General features: G+C 62.7%; 13 protein-coding genes. 6 read left to right on the forward strand and 7 right to left on the reverse strand.

All coding sequences use genetic code 11. From position 1 onward, the window contains the following. Nucleotides 1–60: 60 nt before the first annotated feature. Complete coding sequence (locus JSS27_19120; protein MBS0211061.1) at nt 61–891, reverse strand: PIG-L family deacetylase; 831 nt, start codon at nt 889–891, stop codon at nt 61–63. Between the two features lie 638 nt (nt 892–1,529). Here JSS27_19120 and JSS27_19125 point away from each other — a divergent pair. Then, nucleotides 1,530–4,955 (forward strand): aminotransferase class I/II-fold pyridoxal phosphate-dependent enzyme, encoded by a 3,426-nt coding sequence (locus tag JSS27_19125; protein ID MBS0211062.1) that lies wholly within the window; start codon nt 1,530–1,532, stop codon nt 4,953–4,955. Between the two features lie 176 nt (nt 4,956–5,131). Here JSS27_19125 and JSS27_19130 read toward each other — a convergent pair whose 3' ends face one another. After that, nucleotides 5,132–6,268 carry an N-acetyltransferase gene (locus tag JSS27_19130; GenBank protein MBS0211063.1) on the reverse strand — a complete coding sequence of 379 codons (1,137 nt, stop codon included), beginning with the start codon at nt 6,266–6,268 and terminating at the stop codon, nt 5,132–5,134. 320 nt (nt 6,269–6,588) lie between these two features. Here JSS27_19130 and JSS27_19135 point away from each other — a divergent pair, with 320 nt between their 5' ends. After that, nucleotides 6,589–6,783, forward strand: coding sequence for a hypothetical protein (locus JSS27_19135; protein MBS0211064.1), 195 nt, complete (start codon nt 6,589–6,591; stop codon nt 6,781–6,783). A 180-nt stretch (nt 6,784–6,963) separates the two neighbouring features. Here JSS27_19135 and JSS27_19140 read toward each other — a convergent pair whose 3' ends face one another. Then, nucleotides 6,964–8,667, reverse strand: a complete 1,704-nt coding sequence (locus JSS27_19140) for a hypothetical protein (protein ID MBS0211065.1) — start codon at nt 8,665–8,667, stop codon at nt 6,964–6,966. A gap of 452 nt (nt 8,668–9,119) precedes the next feature. Between JSS27_19140 and JSS27_19145 the strand changes: the two genes are divergently transcribed. Together JSS27_19145 and JSS27_19150 are read left to right on the forward strand one after the other, a co-directional pair. Continuing rightward, nucleotides 9,120–10,721 carry a sodium/solute symporter gene (locus JSS27_19145; GenBank protein ID MBS0211066.1) on the forward strand — a complete coding sequence of 534 codons (1,602 nt, stop codon included), beginning with the start codon at nt 9,120–9,122 and terminating at the stop codon, nt 10,719–10,721. 252 nt (nt 10,722–10,973) lie between these two features. Continuing rightward, nucleotides 10,974–11,957, forward strand: a complete 984-nt coding sequence (locus tag JSS27_19150) for a hypothetical protein (protein ID MBS0211067.1) — start codon at nt 10,974–10,976, stop codon at nt 11,955–11,957. A 91-nt stretch (nt 11,958–12,048) separates the two neighbouring features. On the opposite strand, the gene JSS27_19155 is transcribed toward JSS27_19150, so the two are convergent. From JSS27_19155 to JSS27_19170, 4 genes are read right to left on the reverse strand one after another with little or no spacing between them, the layout of a single operon-like run. Beyond that, nucleotides 12,049–13,731, reverse strand: a complete 1,683-nt coding sequence (locus tag JSS27_19155) for a glycosyltransferase family 39 protein (protein ID MBS0211068.1) — start codon at nt 13,729–13,731, stop codon at nt 12,049–12,051. 10 nt (nt 13,732–13,741) lie between these two features. After that, nucleotides 13,742–15,451 carry a glycosyltransferase family 39 protein gene (locus JSS27_19160; GenBank protein MBS0211069.1) on the reverse strand — a complete coding sequence of 570 codons (1,710 nt, stop codon included), beginning with the start codon at nt 15,449–15,451 and terminating at the stop codon, nt 13,742–13,744. Nucleotides 15,452–15,504: 53 nt separating this feature from the next. Then, nucleotides 15,505–17,199, reverse strand: a complete 1,695-nt coding sequence (locus JSS27_19165) for a glycosyltransferase family 39 protein (protein ID MBS0211070.1) — start codon at nt 17,197–17,199, stop codon at nt 15,505–15,507. A gap of 1 nt (nt 17,200) precedes the next feature. Continuing rightward, nucleotides 17,201–18,391 (reverse strand): LptF/LptG family permease, encoded by a 1,191-nt coding sequence (locus JSS27_19170; GenBank protein MBS0211071.1) that lies wholly within the window; start codon nt 18,389–18,391, stop codon nt 17,201–17,203. A gap of 212 nt (nt 18,392–18,603) precedes the next feature. On the opposite strand from JSS27_19170, the gene JSS27_19175 reads away from it, so the two are divergent. Next, nucleotides 18,604–19,299 (forward strand): glycosyltransferase, encoded by a 696-nt coding sequence (locus JSS27_19175; protein MBS0211072.1) that lies wholly within the window; start codon nt 18,604–18,606, stop codon nt 19,297–19,299. After that, the gene (lpxB, locus tag JSS27_19180) at nt 19,296–20,558 is read left to right on the forward strand and encodes a lipid-A-disaccharide synthase (protein MBS0211073.1); all 1,263 of its coding nucleotides are present in this window, start codon (nt 19,296–19,298) and stop codon (nt 20,556–20,558) included. The genes JSS27_19175 and lpxB overlap by 4 nt, the downstream gene beginning before the upstream one ends. Nucleotides 20,559–20,565 lie beyond the last annotated feature (7 nt).

Genomic DNA, 20,565 nt, shown 5'->3' on the forward strand with positions numbered 1-20,565 from the left:
ATGCTCCAACAAGAAGTTTGAGCATGGCACCCGAAACGTCGCGGTGAAGCTGCTTCTCGCTCACCCGACGATGCTCGGGCCGAACAAGCGTTCGCGGGCCGCGGCGTCGAGTTGCGTCGCGTATTCGCTGATCTCGAACATCTCGCAGGCTTCGATCATTTTGCCGCGCGCTGGCCCGTATTGAGCCACCAGCGCCTCGCGATAACGCTCGGCCCGTGGGCGCACATAGTTCAGGAACCAGCCGCGCAGCCACGCGCGCCGACCGGCGGCGTCAGGCGGCAACTGGTCCTGAATTCCCTGGTTGAACGGCAGCCACTCGAACACCTGCGACACGTGACAGCAAAGCATGTCGACGATCTTTTCGACCTGCGGCGTGATGTCGACGATCACATCGGCGCGCAACACGTTTGGCCGCGTGAACCGGTCGGGCAGAAACGCCACCACGGGATCGCGCTTCAGGATCGGCGTCTCGCGAACCACGTTCGGCACCGTGACCAGATACGACGCATCCTGCACGGCTTGCCCCACGGCGCGATGATCGGGATGATAGTCGTTCGTGCGATGCGTCAGCACCAGGTCGGGAGCGAAGGTGCGAATCTCGCGAATGATCTGCCAGCGCAGCTCCAACGTCGGCAGCAGGTGCGCGTCGGGATGGTTCCACACGGCGCTCTCCGCGCCGCAAACCGCGGCGCTGGCGGCGGCCTCTTGTCGACGTCGAGCGGCCAGCGGCGGCCCGGACATTTCATGATGTCCGATGTCGCCGCACGTGACTGAGATCATCTTCACGGTGTGTCCGGCGGCGCGATACCGATTGATCAGCCCGCCGGCGCACAGTTCCGCGTCGTCAGGATGAGCGCCAAGAACCAACAACTTCAAGGGTGCGGTAGGCATAATGAATACAGGCTTGGGTGAGCGATGAAGGTGAGTCGACCAGGGACGACCGGCGGGCGTCACGACAAACCCTGGAGGGTTGTCGTGCGTGGCCCGGCCGGGGGGACGGCGTGAAAACTTTCCGTACTTGCTACAAACGGACGGACAGTGGAAAGGATACTGACGATTTTTCAACCGCTCGAACTTCAAACGGCGCTAATGGTTCAGGCGTCCGATGAAAGTCGAGGGCCGCCTGTCGCTCGACATGGGATACCGGGGCTAGAACATTGAAATCGAGACTTGTTGTTGTTAAGTTAACGAGTCTGGATGAACTATGCAAAATCGTTGTCGCCGAGACGAGTTCTTCGTCGTAGCGGCTATTTTTTTCCGCCGTCAACGCGGTCGGTGCCGAAAGCTGACGAGCAGCGCATTGAACCATGAATCATGGCACGTTGCGTCGCTGGTGATTGAGATCGCCACGACGTGTCGTGCAAGAGATATCGCAGGTCGGACGGCGAGGCGAGACACTTTGATACCGCGTTCCCCCGCGCCTGTCCCGTTGGTTTGTAACATCGCCATTCCCGCCGCGACTCCGCCAGCGAATTGCTCGCTGGGTTGAGCGCTTGCCGGCCACGCGATCGTCAGGAGCGTCGACCACCGTGCCACACGATACACACACTTCCACCGTGTTCGGAGCCCAAACGCTCGTCGAGGTGTTGGTGCAGCGCGGCGCCATGATGGGCGCTGACAACTGCCTGAAGTATCTGGTTGACGGCGAATTCGACGAGCAGCATCTGACGTTTGGCGAGTTGGACCGCCGCGCCCGCGCGGTCGCCGCCTGGCTCCAGCAGAACAACCTGGCCGGACAGCGAGCCCTGTTGTTGTTCCCCTCGGGCCTCGACTTCATCATCAGCTTTTTCGGCTGTCTGTACGCGGGCGTGATCGCCGTGCCGGCCTATCCGCCGCGGCTGAACCGCAAGATGGATCGCATCGACGCCATCGCGGCCGACTGCGAAGCGGCGGTGGCGTTGACGACGCACGCTGTCTGGGAGCGGATTCAGCCGCTGTTGGAACTGTCGCCCGACCTGAAGAAGCTGCACTGGTTGTCGTCGGATCGGGTGCCCGACGAGTTGGCCAGCCAATGGACGCCGCCGGCCATCAACGCGGACTCGATCGCGTTCCTGCAATACACCTCGGGTTCGACCGGCACCCCCAAAGGCGTGGTGCTTTCGCACCGAAACCTGATTCAGAATTGCATCTTGATCGCGCATGCGTTCGAGATCACCCGCTCGACGTTCTCGGTGTTCTGGCTGCCGAGCTACCACGACATGGGCCTGGTCGGCGGTGTCTTGCAGCCGCTCTTCATGGGCCGGCCCAATGTGATCATGTCGCCGATGTCGTTCCTGCAGCGGCCCTTCCGCTGGCTGCAGGCGATCTCGCGCCATCGGGCCAACGTCAGCGGCGGGCCAAACTTTGCCTACGATCTCTGCGTGCGCAAGATCACGCCCGAGCAGCGCGCCAAGCTCGATCTGAGCAATTGGACGTTGGCCTTTTCGGGGGCCGAACCGGTGCGGGCCGAGACGATCAACCGCTTTGTCGAAGCGTTCGAGCCCTGTGGCTTCCGTCGCGAAGCGTTTTATCCCTGCTACGGGCTGGCCGAGGCCACGTTGCTGGTCTCGGGCGGACTCCGCAGCGAGCCCCCCGTGGTGCGCAGCTACGACTCCAAGGCGCTCGAGAACCGCGAAGTGGTCAGCGTGCCGCAATCGTCGCCGGTCGCGCGCGGTCTGGTCGGCGCCGGCCAGGTGCTGCCCAACGAGCGGATCGTGATCGTCAATCCCGAAACGTCGCTCCGCTGCGAGGCGAATGAGGTCGGCGAGATTTGGGTCTCGGGCCCCTGCATTGCGCAAGGCTACTGGCGTCGCGAGGAAGAAACGAAGCACTACTTCCAAGCCCGGCTGGCCGACACGAACGACGGGCCGTTCTTGCGCACGGGAGACTTGGGCTTCTTCCACGGCTCGGAACTGTTCATTGCCGCGCGACTCAAAGACCTGATCATCATCCGCGGGCTGAACCATTACCCGCACGATATCGAGCTGACCGCCGAGAAAAGCCACGCGGCGCTCCGACCCGGCGCGAGCGCGGCCTTCGCGGTCGATATTGCCGACGAGCCCCACCTGGTGGTGGTGGCTGAAATGGAGCGCGGCGCCAAGGAAGACGCCGAGGCGGCGATCGCGGCAATGGTTCGCGACATTTCGCGCGAGCACGAGTTGCCGGTTCACGCCATCCGATTGATCAAGCCCAGCTCGATTCCCAAGACATCGAGCGGCAAGATCCAGCGCCACGCTTGCCGGCGCGCGTTCCTGGACAATAGCCTGCAAGTGATTGCCGGCTGGAATACCGGTGACGACGGGGCGACGACCGTTGCGCCCAAGCTGGCCGACACCGACGCCGCCGGCGCGACCGGACACGGTTCGGGGCTGTCTAGCGAGCGAACCGGCCAATCGATCTTCTTCGGCGCGACCGAGGGAGAAGATGCCGGCGCCACGGCGATCAACGGTGTCACTCGCCCCGCGCGGCGCCGGACGACCGCCGACCAGGTGCTGGAAGAAGTCCAGCGGATCGCCAAGGAACGAGCCCGCGACCTGTCGCTCGACACGAACATCACCGAGTTGGGGCTCGATTCGCTGGAGCGGATGGAGATTCTGGCGGCGCTCGAAGAGCGCTTTGGCGGCCGCTTCCCCGAAGAGGTGCCCCAGCAGCTCGAAACCTGCCGCGATGTGGTCGACGCCGTCGAAACCTTTCTGGGCCCGTCGGCCAAGGCCCAGACCGCGGATGTCGGGCCGCAGATTCCGCCCGAGTATTTCCGCTTTGACCAGTACCCCGAGTACGTCAAGCTGAAGCAGAATTTGGAGATGCTCGAAAACACCGGGCTGGGGAATCCGTACTTCAACATCCACGAGCGGGTCACCAACGACACGACGATGATCGGCGGTCGCGAGCTGATCAACTTCTCGAGCTACAACTACGTGGGCACCTCGGGCGACCCGAAGGTGACGGCGGCGGCCAAGGCGGCCATCGATCAATACGGCACCAGCGTCTCGGCCAGCCGGCTGGTCTCGGGCGAAAAAATCATTCACCGCCAGTTGGAACGGGCCATCGCCGATTTCATCGGCGCCGAAGACTCCATTGTCTACGTCGGCGGCCACTCGACCAACGAAACCACGATCGGGCACCTGTTCGGCCCGGGCGACCTGATTCTGCACGACTCGCTGGCTCACAATAGCATTGTGCAAGGGTGCATCCTGTCGGGCGCGCGCCGCCGGCCGTTCCCACATAACGATTGGGCGGCTGTCGATCAGTTGCTGACCGATTTGCGCGGCGAGTATCGGCGCGTGTTGATCGCCGTCGAGGGCGTCTACAGCATGGACGGCGACATCACCGATCTGCCCCGCTTTATCGACGTCAAGAATCGGCACAAGGCGTTTCTGCTGGTCGACGAAGCGCACTCGATCGGCGCGTTGGGCCCGCACGGCCGAGGCGTGGGCGAGTACTTCCGCGTCAAGCCGTCGGATGTGGACCTCTGGATGGGAACGCTGAGCAAGTCATTCGGCAGTTGCGGCGGCTATATCGCCGGCTGCAAGGCAGTGATCGAATACCTGAAGTACACCGCGCCGGGGTTCGTCTACAGCGTGGGCATCTCGCCGTCGAACGCGGCGGCCGCCTTGGCGTCGATCCGCTTGCTCGAAGCCGAGCCGCAGCGCGTTGCCCGCTTGCACGAAAACGCCCGGCTGTTTCTGTCGCTGGCCAAGAAGGCCGGACTCAACACGGGTCTGAGCAAGGATTCAGCCGTGGTGCCGATCATCCTGGGCAATTCGTTCCACTGTCTGCAGTTGTCCAAGGCAATGGGGCGTCGTGGCGTGAACGTCCAGCCAATTCTTTACCCGGCCGTGGAAGAAAAGGCGGCCCGGCTGCGATTCTTCATTACTTCGCTGCACACGCCCGAGCAGATCAAGTACACCATCGACGCCATGGTCGAAGAATTGCGGAAGATCGACCCCAGCTACCTGGCCACGCCAGCGGCGTGAGGAAGCAGGGGCTAGGGACGAGAGGCTAGGGGCTAGGGAAAGACGACCTGCATTCGGCCTTGTTGCGCACTACGTTCTCTTTCCTGCTGCGTTCCCTTCTCTCCTGCCCTCTTTGTATTTGCTCTCTCCGTGCAAATCTCCGTGTGCCTCTGTGCCTCCGTGGCTAATCCACCTCGTCAGATCGGCTTGGCGAAGATGCGGTACGTCTTATAGCGTCGTGCGCCGGCGGCTTCGATGGCGTGGTTCACGGCGTCGTTGTCTTCGAGCGTCCAGCCCAGCTCGGCGCCGACGAAATGACCGATCTCGTTTCCCACGCGCAGGGTTTCCAGGATCAGCAACTCGGCAATCCCGCGACGGCGGTACTCGGCCAGCACCCCCAGCACCAGCAGCCGACAATGCTTGACGCGCTGCAGGTTCCGCTTGAACTTCCACAGCCCGATCGGCAGCCCCCAATTGAACAGCCGGCCATTGAGTGGCCGGATGGCCTCGTTCATATCCGGGACCAAGACTGACATGCCGACGGCTCGATCGCCGATCTCGGCCAGCAGAATGAACTCGGGCGACGTCAACTGGTGCAACTGGTCGGCAAGGTGCTTGAACTCGGCATCGGTCATCTGCACAAAGCCCCAGTTGTGTTCCCAGGCGCTGTTGTAGATCGCCTTGCAGCGGAGCACATCGGCCGACTCGTCGCTGCGCCGCATGGGTCGAATGGTCAGCCCCAGCCGCTTGCGCAACCGCTCGGCGCGCGCGTGCCAACGTCCGGCCAGATCGGTGGAGTCCTCGAACCAAAAGGCGTACAGATCCTTGGCCTTGCTCAGTCCCCACGATTCGAGCAACCCGCGGTAGTACGGCGGATTGTGATTCATCATCAATCGCGGCGGCGTGTCGAAGCCATCGATCAGCAGTCCCGCGGGATTGTTTGTCGAAAGATCGATCGGCCCCATGATCTCGTTGCGCCCTCGCGCGCGTAACCACTCGGCGCCGGCGTCGAGCAAGGCATGCGCCACGCGCGGATCGTCGATCGACTCGAACATGCCGAAGCAGCCGACGTTCGAACCGTGGGCTTCGTTGTAGCGCGGGTCATCGCTGACGAGCATTCGCCCGACGGCCTCGCCGTTCTGTTCGGCCAATAAAAGCGTGGCGACACCGTGGCGATAGAACGGCTGCTGGCGTGGATCGATGAATTGGCGCCGTTCGAGCAGCAGCGGCGGCACCCAGACCGGGTCATGGGCGTAGATGCGCCAGGGGAGCGTCAAAAAGGCATCCCGCTGCGCTCGCGTGACCACCCGATGAACCGTTACTGTTGACGACACAAGAACCTGGTGAAAGCAGTCAAGGTTTGCGGGTGGTACGTCAGGCGTCGCCGGGGGGGCTGCCGGTCGTCGTTTGACCAGTCCCCCTGTTCGTTATCGGCTGCCGGCGTCCGCCGACCGAAGTTTGCCCTGGTTCAGAACTTGGCGGGACGGCAACGGCGCTACAGTCGATTCGATCGGCGTCTTGTGGAAGCCGCTTGGCCTAGGGAACCTGTTCAGGACGGCTCCCCGTCCGAGCCGCTTGCCTCGACGCCCGAGAGGCGTAGAATATCTGCTTGGACCACGATAAGCAACGAAGATGCTTGTACCGGGGGTGCTGTTTGCTAACCGAACAAGAAGTCTCGAAGAGCTGGCGGAAACTTTTTGCCAATCCGCCAATCACTGCCGACATGCTGGACAAGGCCGAGTCGCTGGTTGATGAGCTGCGCCCGGAAAGTCCGTTGCGTCATCGGCTGAGCACCGAACTGGCCGAGCTGCGCAAACTCCAGAAGCACGGCGCCAAGGTCAAAGCCTAGGGCTCGTTCCACCACGGGTCTCTCAATCGCCGCCAGTTCGCGCGGCGGGGCGCTCGGCTTATTTGCGATTCTTAATGTTGAGCCGCGCATCAATTGCGGCCAACAGTGCCGTTTTCGCGCCAACTCGCGGTGCCGGCGTTTCGCGCGCCAACGCGCGGCGCCATCATGCGGCGACGTTCGTTACCGATTGATTTCCAAACCGACGGTCAGACCGTTGAGAAACACGTGTCCGTGGTTTCGGTCGCCCAAGATTCCGAAGTTGGGCAACGTCCAATTCATCATGTTCGAGGCACGCCCCACTTGGTCGATCCAGATGCCGGTCCAACCAGCGTTGACCGACACCGAGCGAAACACCTGGTAGCTGACCTTGGCTCGGATTTCCGCCATCGGGCTGAAGTTCACCCAGTTGACCTGGCTGTTGAACGTCGTCGGGTCCAGGTTCAGCGGCTGGTTCAACCTGTATGCGGGCGTGTTGCCGCCAGGGTTGTTGGGTTGTTGCGTCACATACGTCGTGACAGCGCCCGTCACCGGGTTAGTTACCTGTGTATAAGCCAACGTCGGGCTCGGCTGCGTCTGGGTCAAGTTGCTGCCGATCATGCCGTCTTGACGCGCGGTCAGGAAGTTGGCGGCGGCCACGGCCCGACCTTCGGCCGAAAACGCCAGTCGATCGCGCCGCTTGCTCCAGCGGAGACCGATCTGCGGGCCAACCAGCCGGTTGTACGCGACGGTGTTCCAGTAGCTAGCGTCGAGGATGCCGCCCGTGGCGTTGACCAGGAACGTATCGGTAAACGACAAGTAGCGGACACCGCCGAATACCTCCCAAATCCCGCCGACGCGGTCGTATTCCGAGGCGCGGAGAACGCGATTCGCTTCAATGCCCCAAGTCGACGTCTTCGAGGTGTATTGCACGTTGCTGAACAACAGCGGCAGCGGCACGGCATCGCCGTAGTCGACCGGCTGGGTGATGCCGTTGTAGGGCATACCCGGCGAGATGGTTTGCGTCGGGGCGCCGCCTTCGGGGTCCGGAATGCCGTTGAGCGGTGGGTTGTAAGTGGTACCGCTGGGCGTGGTGCCCAGGTCGCGACCGGCATTGCCGTAAAGGTTATTGCCGTTCAAGTCAGCGGGGAAACCATTGGTTGAAATCGTCGTCGTCCCACCGGTGGTCGTGGCGCGAACATAACTGACAAAACCGTTTAGCAACGGAAAGTTGGTAATGGCCTGGGGCGCGAATTCAGTATAAGTCGGTGTCGTCCCGGCCGTATTGAGACCCGTGATCGACGAACCTGAGTAGGCGTTGTAGACCGTGGTGCCGGGATCGCCAAAGACCATGGATACATTCTGAAATTGCGCGGTCTGAGTGTTGTCGCTCATCTGAAACGCGCTGAACAACCAGCCGTGGCCATTCTCGCCCATGTACCCCCAGTCAAAGCGATAGCCGCCGTACATGCCGGCTTTGATCCAGCTAGTGTCATTCGAGTTGGTTTGCAGGGCATAGCCGTTGGCGCCACCTGTCGCTTGTGGGCCGGTATATTGGCCGCTGGCCCCCGGGGCCGACACATAGGTGCCGGGTAATACCTGACCCGTTGTGGCACCGGTCGAAACATAGTTCAACGGGGTCGAGTTCCCCACGTAGACATATCGCTGGCCCCCTTCGATACCGACTTCCTGCACCTTGGGGTTCGACGTCGACCAAACCAACGCTTCGACCGAGCCAAAATAACCCGTGGGCATGCCTTCAGGGCCACCATAGGTGCTGTAGTCCGGCTGGCGGAACATCGAGGCGTCTAGGACGCCCGGTTCCCCCTGCTCGTTGCTCAGCGCGAAGGGGGGCACTTGAGCGGCGGCTGTCGAGATCAACAGCAACTGCGCACCCAAGGCAAGCAACCATGAATTCCAGCGGTGGCACGACATCTGTGTCTACCTAAGCTTGAACATGACATGGCGCCTCGGCGCTCACATCGAGCGCCGGTGGCGGTGTTCGTGCCGGTAATATCGGAAGTGCCGCGCATGAGAGTTGAGTAAGTCTGGTAAATCTTGACGGAAATAGCGGTTGTCCGACGCCGTAATGGTTCGGCGGCAACAATCTAGGTGGTTTGCGTCAGTTATTCTCGATGCCAGCAAGGCGTTAGATCATTGGCAGTTCCCCCGATTTGCGAGGTCTGTCGATCTTCTGCCAAATCCGATTCTTCCCAATCCACCTAATCGCCGAGAATTCCGCGATACCGAGTATTAACTGCTAGCAGCGATGGTTCCCACTAGTTATTGCCCGGGCCACTAAACATGGGAATACTAGCCGCTCGCCGTTTTCACCAAGCCAGACCTCTTACGATTAGCCAATGCCTGACTTCCTCAGCCAACTCGACGTCTGGATCGTCATCATCTATTTGGCGGCCATGCTCATCATTGGCTGGTGCGTCACCGACGGCAGCCGGGACGTCGAGGGCTACACGGTCGGCAATCGGCAGATGCGCGGCTGGGTGATCGGCATGTCCGTGCTGGGTACCTTTCTCAGCAGCATCACGTTCCTGGCCGTGCCGGCCCGGGTATATAAGGACGGCAATTGGAACGCCTATGTCTTTGGCATGGCCTTGCCGGTGGCGGCCGTCGTGGCCGTCTTCTGCTTTATCCCGCTCTACCGCGGCAAGGTCCATCTGTCCGCGTACGAGCTGCTCGAGCAGCGGTTCGGCTATTGGGCGCGCGGCTACGCGGCTTTTTCCTTTCTGGCATTGCAACTGCTGCGCGTGGCGATGGTGCTATTACTGGTGGCGCTAGCCGTAGAGCCGTTGCTGGGCTGGGGCGTGGTCAACACGCTGGTGGCCATCAGCCTGGTCGTCATTGTTTATGACGTGATGGGTGGCATCAAAGCGGTCATCTGGACCGATGTGGCCCAGGTGTTCGTTCTGACGATTGGCGCCGCCTGGTGTCTTTGGGCGATGGTGTCGGCGCACCCCGGCGGTGTCGAACAATTCTGGCAGCGCATCCCCGCCGGTAGTTTCTCGCTGGGTTCGTACGACCCGACCGATCTGGCCCACTCGACGTTCTGGATTGTTTTCCTGTATGGCATCTCGGAAAACATGCGGAATTACGGGACCGATCAGAACTACGTGCAGCGCATGCTCTGCGCCGCCGACGCGCACGAAGCGCGCAAGAGCATCTGGATTGGCGCCCTCAGCTATCTCCCCATCTCGGCGATCTTTTGCCTGATCGGCACGGGTCTGCACGTCTATTATCACGCGCCGGCTCCGCACGCGCTGTTGGCCGCCGACGTCGAACCGTCGGGCCTGGCGCTAATCGTGACGCCCCAGCAACTGCCACTCGACACCGCGGCCGACCAGGTGTTTCCCTATTTCATCAAGCACGAACTGCCACCGTTGGCGCGCGGCTTGGTGATTGCCGGCATCCTGGCCGCGGCCATGAGCACGGTCGATTCTTGCTTGAACTCGATGTCGATGATCGTGCTGGTCGATCTGGTCCGCCGGTTTCGTCGCCGTGGGCCGGTGATCCCCGAAATCATCACCCTCCGCTTGTTCACGGCCGGGCTCGGTGGCGCGGCCACACTCTTGGCGGCGACCATTTACGGCTCGCATGGCAGCGATGGCTCGCGCACGTTGCTGGACATCTGGTGGCAATATGCTGGCGTGGCCGGAGCGGGCTTGTTCGGTCTGTTCTTGCTGGCATGGCTGATGCCGGCCATTCCCAGTTGGGGGGCGTTGATCGCGATCGTGTCCAGCTTGCCAGTTCTGCTGTGGGGGATCATGGCGCGTTCGAGCCCCCCGAGCACGGAATGGTCGTGGAAGAACTGCCCCTTACATCCCAACCTGGTCGGCATATCGGGGCTGCTCACCGTGTTGGTCGTTGGCGGGTTGTTCTGGCTGGCGGTCCAGACCGGGCTGGTAACCGCGAACCCGGGACATGACAATCCCCGTGAAAACGCCTAGTTCGGCGCGGCCGTGCCATGGCCCAGTAGGTTCATCCGCCGTCGCGGCGTATACTTGCACGTACTGAGAGCGATTCTCGATTCATGGTAGCGTGCGAGTCTACCAAGCCGGTGGCTTTGCCACCGCGATCGGCGGCAGAGCCGCCGGCTTGGGCGAGCAGACGGTACATGCTTCCGAGAATTGCTCTAGTGCGTTGGTAAAGCAGACGTCCGCCACCGCGCGACCTGCCCTTTCCAGTTGATGAGGTCGACCATGTCTGTTGCCCGTCCCACCGTGCGCTGGTTGCAAAGCGTCTTACTTTGCCTGGTCGCGATGTTCGTCGCCATGCTCAGTCTGGCGTCGACGGCCTGGGCCCAGGTTAAAGCGCCCCCCGCGAAGGCCGCCGCCGACAAGGCCGAGGCTGCCAGCAAGTCGGACCCGTACATTCGTGTGCTCCGCGATGACAAGAAGCGGCCGATCGCCCTACAGACCTCGGTGGTCCACTACACCAGCGAGAAGGATCCCAAGTTGACGGTCGATCTGATCGGCGCGGTTCACGTCGGCGATCATTCGTATTACGACGAGCTGAACAAGCGTTTCACCAAGTACGGCGCGCTGCTGTACGAGTTGGTCGCTTCGCCCGAGAAGAAGGTTCCCCAGACTGGCAAGAAGAGCAACCATCCGATCGGCATGATGCAGCACGGCATGAAAGACGTGCTTGAACTGGAACATCAGCTCGACCTGATCGATTACAAGCGGCCGAACTTCGTCCATGCCGACATGTCGCCGGCCGAGTTCGACAAGGCAATGGCCGACCGGAACGAGTCGATCTGGACGATGATGTTCCGGATGATGGGTCAAGGGATCGCCATGCAAGGCACCCAGGCCAACAATGGCAGCGAAATGAAGCTCCTGATGGCCTTCTTTGACAGCAATCGATCGCTGGCCCTCAAGCGCGCCATGGCCGAGCAGTTTGAGATGCTCGAAGGGCATCTCGACGCCCTGGAAGGCCCCAACGGCTCGGCCATCATCACCGATCGGAATCAAAAGGCGCTCAAGGTGCTCGGCGAGCAGATCGACGCCGGCCAGCGGAACCTGGGCATCTTCTACGGCGCGGGCCACCTGGCTGATCTGGACAAGCACCTGGTCAAGGACTTCGGCCTGAAGCGGCAAGGAACCGAGTGGATCACGGCTTGGAAGCTGACCAGCTCGGCCAAGACCACCAAGCCGGCCGCAAAGAAACGCGGAGCGGAATAGACGCTTCGCGCTTAAGCCGCAATGACCAAGTACCAATGACCAATTGACTGGGCGTGCCAGGGACCATTGGTCATTGGCACTTGGTCATTGGTCATTCTTGCCCGCCGGTTCCCTTCGGCGTGAACCGATAGACAGTATAGACGCCGATGAACGGCCCATCGGAGTATTGTTCGATGAGAATTCGGTGCTCGTCGCGGCCGGCCAGATCGAACCGCTCGGACATCGCGCCCATCCAGGCTTGCCACCGCGCCGGGTCTAATGCGTCTTTCTCGTGGTTGTAGACAACCACGCGCACTGGTTGATCGCCTGGCAACTTGTCGATGGTCGTGCCTTCACCCAGCTCGCGTCGACGTGGCGAATAAATCTGCTGATTGCTGTGATACTCGGAATGATCCGCGCCAGGGTAAAGCTGTAGCCCCAGGTCTCGCTCCACACAGTACAACGTGCCGGCCGCCGTGTCCTGGTTCCAGAACCAGCGGGCAAACCCCTGGTGCCGCCAATCGTAGTTGCACTTGTAAGGCCGCGCCAGATCGCGCGCCAACAACCCCGTTCCTGCCGCGGCCAACAGGCACGTCGTCACCAGTGCCACACGGTATCGGGGCGCCGGCTTAAACCGTTCCAGGAGCGCCGCCCCCCCTGCTCCGGCCAGCACACAAATGATCGGCCCCAAGTATTGTGTCATCCGCTCGGTACCGGCATAGGGATAGCGCTCGAGCCACGCCGCCACATAGGCCAGGCCGAACAGCAACCCGGCCACGGCCAGCAACCACCGCCCACCGCCGCGCCACAGTGCGACTACGCCCACGATCACCAGCGCCACGCTCAGCACGCTGCCAAAGTTGTCGTCGCCAATCGGATAAGCGAACATCTCGCCAGTGTGCGCCATGACGAACCATTGGCACCAGCCAATCGGATCGCCCCCCAGCGCCGGCGGAAACGCCGCTTGCCAATAATCGCGCATCGGAGCCAGATGCTGATCGCTTTGCACTGCGGTCGAAATCCGATAGATCGTCGCGAATGCAGCTCCGGAAGTGACGGCTGCCATGCCCAAGGGAAACAGCGCCTGAAATCGGCGCTCGGCCAGCGCTCGCAACCCCACCACACCCCACACCGCAGCGACCACAAACACCGCTGGCAGCGACATGAACAGCGTCACCGGCGCTACAACGACCAGCGGCCACAAGCGCCGCGTCCGCGCGGGTTCGGCCAGCCAGCGCGAAACCAGCCACAACAACACCGCCGCACAGGCCAGATCGCCCGCGTAAGGTTTCACCTCCACCGCGTGGCGAATCGGAAAGTAGCCGCTCGCCACAAAACCCACGGCGATCATGGCCCCCACAGGTTGTAGCCAACGCACGGCCAACGCACGCATGGCGAACAAGCCAGCCACGCTGGCCACGAACGACGTGATGCGCAGCGACCACTCATTGAAGCCCAATAACCGCGTCAGCCCCCACTCAGTCCACAGATAGCCAATCGGCGCGACTTGCTGATGATCCAATGGTTCGAGCAGCCCAAGAAAGTCTCGTGTGACAAAGTTCTCGGCCAGCAACCATTCATCGAGCCACAACGGAAAGCGAAGCAACAGCCGCGCCAGTCGCACCGTGACTCCCAGCGCGATTAGCAGCCAGGTCGCGCGCGAGGCAAATCGCGCCAGGTCGACAGCCGACTCAACGCTGGCGGCGGGTACGGTTGGCGACGGTGCGCGTTGCCGGCGCACGTCGCGCGATCGCTCGCGCTTCACAGGTCGAGGTTGCACGTCGACTGGACTCATCAGGCGCTCACTAGCGTCGCGGGGCGGCGGGCCGGCTGCTGACATTAGCTGCCGGCTTCGGGACGAACTGATACACGCCGTACAATCCATATAACGGCGTGCCGCCATAGACTTCGGCCAGCACGCGGTGCTCGTCCCGCCGGGCCAGCTTGTACTTCTTGTTCATCGCGGCTAGCCATTGCTGCCAATGTTGCTTGTCCGGCTGGTCGACATGATGGCTGTAGACGACGACCCGAATCGGCTTGTCCCCCGGCAATGCGTCGACGCCCGCCGGCTTTTGACCGGCCGCGTGCCGGCGCGAGTAAATCTGCTGGTTGCAGAAGTACTCCGAACGATCCGCCGTGGGGTAGAAGTTGAAGCCCAGGTCGCGATCGGCGCAATACAACTCGCCTTCAGCCGTGTCTTGCGTCCAGAACCAACGGGCAAACCCCTGATGGTCCCAGTCGCGCGGGAACTTGTACGGGTGTACGATGTCGCGAACCATCAACCCACAGCCCGCCGTCACCAGCACTCCGGTCAGCACCAAGCCCGCGCGCTTCCGCAGCCTCGGCTTGAAGCGCTCGAGCAGCCAGCCGCCCCCCGCGCCAGCCAACAGACAAATGATCGGCCCCAGGTATTGTGTCATCCGTTCCGTGCCAGCCAGCGGGTAACGCTGTAGCCAGGCCGCCGTGTAAGCCAGCCCGAACACGCTCACGGTCATTCCGAGGAACCAACGCTCCCCCTTGCGCCACACGGCCCAGACGCCCAGGGCCATTAGCACCACGGTCAGCGTGCTGCCGCCATGGTCCGAACCGAACGGATAAGCAAAGACTTCGCCGCTCACGGCGTTGAGCATCCACTGACACCAGAGCCACGGGTGGCTGAGCGGCGATGGCGGGAAGCTGTCGCGCCAGTGACCGCGCATCTGTTCCAGGTAGGTCGCACTTTGCGCCGAGGTCGAAACATAATAGACCGCGCCAAACGAGGCGATCGCGATCAGGCCCCAAACGGCAATCGCCGCGACCGCCTTCCAGCGCTTTTGCACCAGCGCCACGCCGAGCGCCGCCACCCCCGCCGCGGCGGTAACAAACACCGTCGGGAACGAACAGAGGACCGCCAAGGGGGTCCAGGCCGCCAACGCCCACAGCCACACGTTCCGGTCCCGGTCGATGAACCAGCGGGTCGCCAGCGCCAGCGTCACTGCGGTGCAGAGCAAATCGAGCGAGTAAGGTTTCACTTCTGCGGCGTGCCGGATCGGAAAGTAGCCGATCGCCAAACACCCGACCGCGACCAACGCTCCCCACGAAGACAACCAGCGCACTGCCAGTCGCCGCACGACGAACAAGCCGGCCACGCTCGCCACCAGGGCCACGGCCCGCAGCGTCCATTCATTAAATCCCAGCAGTCGCGTCAGCCCCCACTCGGCCCACAAATAGCCCAACGGCGCGACCTGACCATGATCCAGCGGCGCGATCAACCCGGCCACGTCGCGCGTGACCAGATTCTCGGCCAACATCAATTCATCGCCCCACAAAGGAAACCGCAGCAGAAACCTGACCAGCCGCGCGGCCACGCCCACGGCCAGCACACACCACGTGGCCCGCGCTACCCAGCGGTGCAGCTCAGCCGCATGAGCCTTCTTCTTTTCGGCCGCGTCGGTCGGCGCGTCGTCGCGCTGGCGGCGGCGATTGGCCAATGGCGCGCTACCCGGCGAACGATCCGGTGTTTGAAAGCTTGGCATAAAACCGGTCCTGTGCGAGTTTCAACTCGATGCGTCGCTAAATCCCAAATTCCTCAACGGACGTCGCTCGTCTTTGCGGCGGTCGCCGGCCGAGGCGTGAAGTGGTAAATGCCGTAGATGCCGTACAAGTTGCTGGGCGTTTCGTACTCCAACAGCGCCCCGCGGTGTTCTTCGTAACCTGACAGTTGCCAGTGGGCGCTCATGGCCGTCATCCAGGCGAACCAACGATCCAGCCGCAGCGCGTCGTGCGACTGGCGATAGACGACCACACGCACCGGCCCGCCCACTGGCAATCGCTTAATTCCCTGCCCCGTAGTTGGCGTGCGATGCGCCGGCGAATGAATCCGCTGGCTGACCTTGTAGATCGGGTGACCAACGCCGGGAAACAGCTCGTAGCCCAGGTCGGTCGAGGCACAGACCAGCGGCCCCGCGCCGGCCGGCTGATTCCAAAACCAGCGGGCAAAGCCCCGATGTTGCCAGTCGCGCCAATCGCTGTACGGGCGTGACACGTCGCGCACGATGATCCCCGTGCCACACACCGCTAGGACGCCCGCCGCGATCCAGCGCGCCCTGCTCGACGCGAGCGTCGGCAATCGCTCGACCAGCGCCGCCAGCCCCGTGCCGGCCAACAGGCAAATCCATGGCCCCAGATATTGCACGATCCGCTCGTTGTTGCCGTACGGGTACTTATGCAGCGCCGCGGCCACATAGCCCAGGCCGAACGTCGCCAGACAAAACCCCACGAGCCAACGCTGCCTGTCCCGCCAACTAGTCACCACACCAGCAATGGCCAACAGCGTCGTCAGCGAGCTGCCGAAGTTGTGATCGCCAAACGGATAGGCAAACATCTTGCCCGTGTGCGTGCTGAGCATCCATTCGAGCCAGTTCAGTGGTTCGCTGAGCGGTGGCGGAAAGCTGTAGCCCCACATCACCCGCATGGCGTCTCCCACACGGTCGTTCTGTGCCGCGGTCGACAACTTGTAAATCACACTAAACGTGCCAAGCATCGCCACGGCATAAGCCGCCATCGGCAACACGTCGCGCCACTGGCGACGTTGCACCAGACCGGCCAACAGAAGCAGGCTGACCGCGCCGCAAACAAACACTGCTGGGAACGAAGTCGCAATCGCCACTGGCGCAACCAGGGCCAAGGCCCACAGCCAGCGGCGCTCGGTCGGCCGCTGCCACCACGCGACGGCCAGCCACAGCAACACCGCCGACCAGCACAGGTCGAGCGCATAGGGCTTCATCTCGACCGCATGGCGAATCGGATAGTACGCCACTGCCAGTAGCCCAACGGCAAATGCCGCCGCCAGAGGCGGCAACACGCGCACCGCGAATTGGCGCATGGTGAACAAGCTGGCCACTCCGGCCACCAGCGCCGGCAACCGCAGCGCCCATTCATTCACACCGAACAGCCAGGTCGAGCCCCACGTCAGCCACAGGTAGCCCAGTGGCGCCATCTGGCCATTGTCCAACGGTCGCAAGAAGTCGGCCGCGTCGCGCGTCAGAAAGTTCTCGGCCAGCAGGTATTCATCGCCCCACAAGGGAAAGCGAAGCAGATACCGCACCAATCGGACGACCACGCCCAGGGCCAACAGCGCCCACGTCGCCCATACGGCAAATCGTTCGGTCGAAGAGGCCGGCTTTGTCTCGGTCGCCTGAACGGCATTCACCGGCACGTCGCGGCGCAATGTGCCGGTGCGTGTCGTGATCGTCGAACGATGCTCTTGCGCCAGCAGCGACACTTTAGTACCGAATCACGCGCCGCAGGATGAACAGCCCCATCAAGCCCAGCACCACGTTCCCTAGCCAAACCGAAATCGGCGGCAAGGTTCCGTTCTTCGACTGCTCGACCCCCAGCGCCAACAACGGGTAATAGATGACGATCACCGGAAAGAAGCAGGCGAAGAAGCTGGTCATCACGTCGGCATTGCGCCAGTAAATGGCCAGTGGCGCGCCGATCAGCACAAAGCACAGGCAACTAAACCCGTTCGACCAGCGACGGTGTGGCTCGGTGTACAGCCGATACAACTTGCACCGGTTCAAGAACAGTTCATGCGCGGCATATTGCGCGTCGCCGTCGGAAAGCGCCGCGAAGTCCCCGGTCATCAAGGAAAACGCTTCGCGCGCGGCGCGGGTTTGCTGTGAATGCGCGATCAACTGCTCGCGTTCGCGTGTCCTTTGCGGCAGCAGCGACATGGGCAACTGCGACGGCGGGATCTCCATGTCGCCGTCGGGTCCGGCGGCGTCCAACGGCACCGAATGCTCGAACGAGTCGTCAAACCAGTACCGCGTCTGACCTTCGACGTGCAGCGTTCCGCGCCGGCAAATGATCGACAGCAGGTTGTCCTTGGTGTTCGCGCGCAGCTCGGCCTCGGCCGCCGTCAGCGTGATCGTCGGTCCTCCCTGGCCGCGCGATTGGACGGTGATCGTCGGCTCGATCAGCCGGCGACCGTCAACGCGCTTGACGATGATCGAAAACAGCGGCGTGTTAAACGAATGATTCGCCCGCAGCATGCTGTAGGCGATTTCCTCGATGCTTTCCACGACCACGCGGCGAATATTGTCCTTGCCCCACGACACCGCCACGTCGTTCAGCAACACGGTGCTCAAGCTCAGCGCCGCAGCCAGCCAGAAGACCGGCCACAGTACTACCATCGGACTGATGCCCAACGACTTGAGAGCTACCACTTCGTTCGAGCCGGACATCCGCCCATAGACGCTACTGACAGCGAACAAAATCGTGGCCGGCACGGTGAACCGCAAGGCCTCGGGCAAGGCATAGGGGAGAATGCGCACGACCTGGCGCGGATCGAGCCCCCGGTCCTTCGCTTCGCGGAAGACGACGTAAATGATGAACAACGTCGTCAGCAGGAACAGCGAGACCAGGAAGATCTTCAGAACTTCAAACAGGGCATAGCGGGTGATCGTGCGCATGGCCGCGTAGTCTGGCCGTGCAGGTAACTAGGGTCAAGGTCGCAATCTTCGTCACCTGCTAGCTTCTAACGCTGGTACTGCTGCGCACCCAGCTAGCACGGCTGCTTTCTAGCGATCGACGCACAGCCGAAGTAGCGGCAACTGACCTAGGCCGTGAGCCGCGCGTTTGCCATACTTCGCTGGCCCATTGTCCATCGTTTTTGAGAAGCTGCATGGATGCGCTCTCGATCATTGTCGTCCCACGCGCGCTGACCGAAACGGTCGACCGCTTTCTGCCTGCGCTGCGCGAGCAGCTAGCCCAGCTCAATCGGCCGGCCGAGCTGTTTTGCCTGGAAAACGCGGGGCATCCCAGCCCCCCGTCGGCCATCCGCCGGCTGCACGACCAGTTTCCAGAGGTGCGTTTGCTGTCGATCGACCCGCCGCTGGGTGTGTCGGCCGCAGTCGGCGCGGCCTTGGCCCGCGCGTCGCACGACACGCTCGTCTGTCTCGACGGCTCGGGGCACTTGCCTATCGCCGAGCTGCCCCGCCTGTTGTCGCGTCTGGTTCGGGCCGACACGGTCTTTGCCCTGCCCCGCTGTCGCGGCGCACGCCGCTGGCGGCGGAGCATCGAACGGCGCTGGAACGCCTTACGCCACGGTTGTGACCTCGATCGGTCGATCGGCTGGACCTGGGCCGCGCGACGCGAAGCGTTGAACCACGTCAGCTTCGTCACTCGCGGGATTGGCGACTTGGCCCGGCAGATAGCCCGACACGGCTTCCGGCTGGGCCAGATTCACGTCGACTGCGCGGCCGACGTCGCACCGGTCGACGAGCGCGCCTGGCGGACGTGCCCGCTGGATGCCAGTGTCACGATCAATTGTCAGGAGCACCTGCCCCAGCGGCCCCCGGCCAGGCGCGTGGCGGCATGACGATCTTCTTCTCCGTGGGCGAGCCGAGCGGCGACCTGCACGGCGCCAACCTGATTCACGCGATTCGCGCCCAGTGCCCCACCGCGCGATTCGTCGGCTTTGGCGGGCCGCGAATGGCCGCCGCCGGTTGCGAACTGCACTTTGAACTCACCTCGCTGGCCGTGATGTGGGTTTTGCGCGTGCTGGTCAATCTGCATCGCTTTTTGCACCTCTGTGCGCGGGCCGATCATTACTTCCGCCATCATCGTCCCGACGCGGTGGTGTTGATCGACTACCCGGGCTTTAACTGGTGGATTGCCTGGCGGGCAAAACTGCTGGGTATTCCGGTGTTCTATTACGCCCCGCCGCAAATCTGGGCCTGGGCCAGTTGGCGCGTAAAAAAAATGCGCCGCTACGTCGATCACGTCCTGTGCAGCTTGCCGTTCGAGGAAGCCTGGTTCAAGCAACGCGGTTGCAATGCCACATTTGTCGGACACCCTTACTTCGACGAGGTCCGCGGCCACGCGCTCGACGCCGGCTTTATCAGCCAACTGCGGCTAGATCCGCGCCCGCTGGTCACGCTGCTGCCCGGCTCGCGCACGCAAGAGGTCGAACAGAACCTGCGCTGGTTTCTGAAAGCCGCCAGTACCGTGCTTGAACAAGTGCCCAACGCACGCTTCGCGGTCGCCGCCTTCAAGGCCAGCCAGGCCCAGTTCGCCACCCGGCTGATCACGGCGGCCGGCTTGCCGATCGAAGTCTACGTGCGCCGCACGCCCGAACTGATCGCGGCTGCGCATTGCTGTCTGGCCGTCTCGGGAAGCGTCTCGCTCGAGTTGCTCTACCATCGGCGGCCGACGGTCATTCTGTACTGGGTGCCGCGCTGGGCTTACAGGGTCCAGTCCTGGTTCCGCAAGGTTCGCTACATTACGCTCGTCAACTTGTTGACCGCCCGCGAGTTGTTCCCCGGCCGGCTCGAAGCCTATGACCCCGACGCGCCGGGGGCCGAGCAGGTGCCCTTTCCCGAGTATCTCACCTGGCAGGATCGCTCGGCCGACATCGCCCGACGACTGGTTGGCTGGCTGACCGACGAGGCGAAGCACCAGCAAAGCGTGGCACAACTGACCGAATTGCGTCAGCAAGTCGCTCACGGCGGGGCTTCGCGACGCGCCGCCGAATACCTGCTTGGCGTTCTGGCCGCGCGCCGGACGGGTGTCCCGCGACCTCATTTCCGCCGCGGTATGCGTGTGGCTAGCAGCGCCCTGGCCGACCGAGCGGCCTAGCCGCCGA

It is taken from the genome of Planctomycetota bacterium (genome assembly GCA_018242585.1).
In the GTDB taxonomy this organism is placed as follows: Bacteria; Planctomycetota; Planctomycetia; order Pirellulales; family PNKZ01; genus JAFEBQ01.

Coding starts and splice junctions, on each gene's coding strand:
- JSS27_19160 (MBS0211069.1), bottom strand. CDS start 15,451: ATGCCAAGCTTTCAAACACCGGATCGTTCGCCGGGTAGCGCGCCATTG.
- JSS27_19145 (MBS0211066.1), top strand. CDS start 9,120: ATGCCTGACTTCCTCAGCCAACTCGACGTCTGGATCGTCATCATCTAT.
- JSS27_19155 (MBS0211068.1), bottom strand. CDS start 13,731: ATGAGTCCAGTCGACGTGCAACCTCGACCTGTGAAGCGCGAGCGATCG.
- JSS27_19170 (MBS0211071.1), bottom strand. CDS start 18,391: ATGCGCACGATCACCCGCTATGCCCTGTTTGAAGTTCTGAAGATCTTC.
- lpxB (MBS0211073.1), top strand. CDS start 19,296: ATGACGATCTTCTTCTCCGTGGGCGAGCCGAGCGGCGACCTGCACGGC.
- JSS27_19150 (MBS0211067.1), top strand. CDS start 10,974: ATGTCTGTTGCCCGTCCCACCGTGCGCTGGTTGCAAAGCGTCTTACTT.
- JSS27_19120 (MBS0211061.1), bottom strand. CDS start 891: ATGCCTACCGCACCCTTGAAGTTGTTGGTTCTTGGCGCTCATCCTGAC.
- JSS27_19175 (MBS0211072.1), top strand. CDS start 18,604: ATGGATGCGCTCTCGATCATTGTCGTCCCACGCGCGCTGACCGAAACG.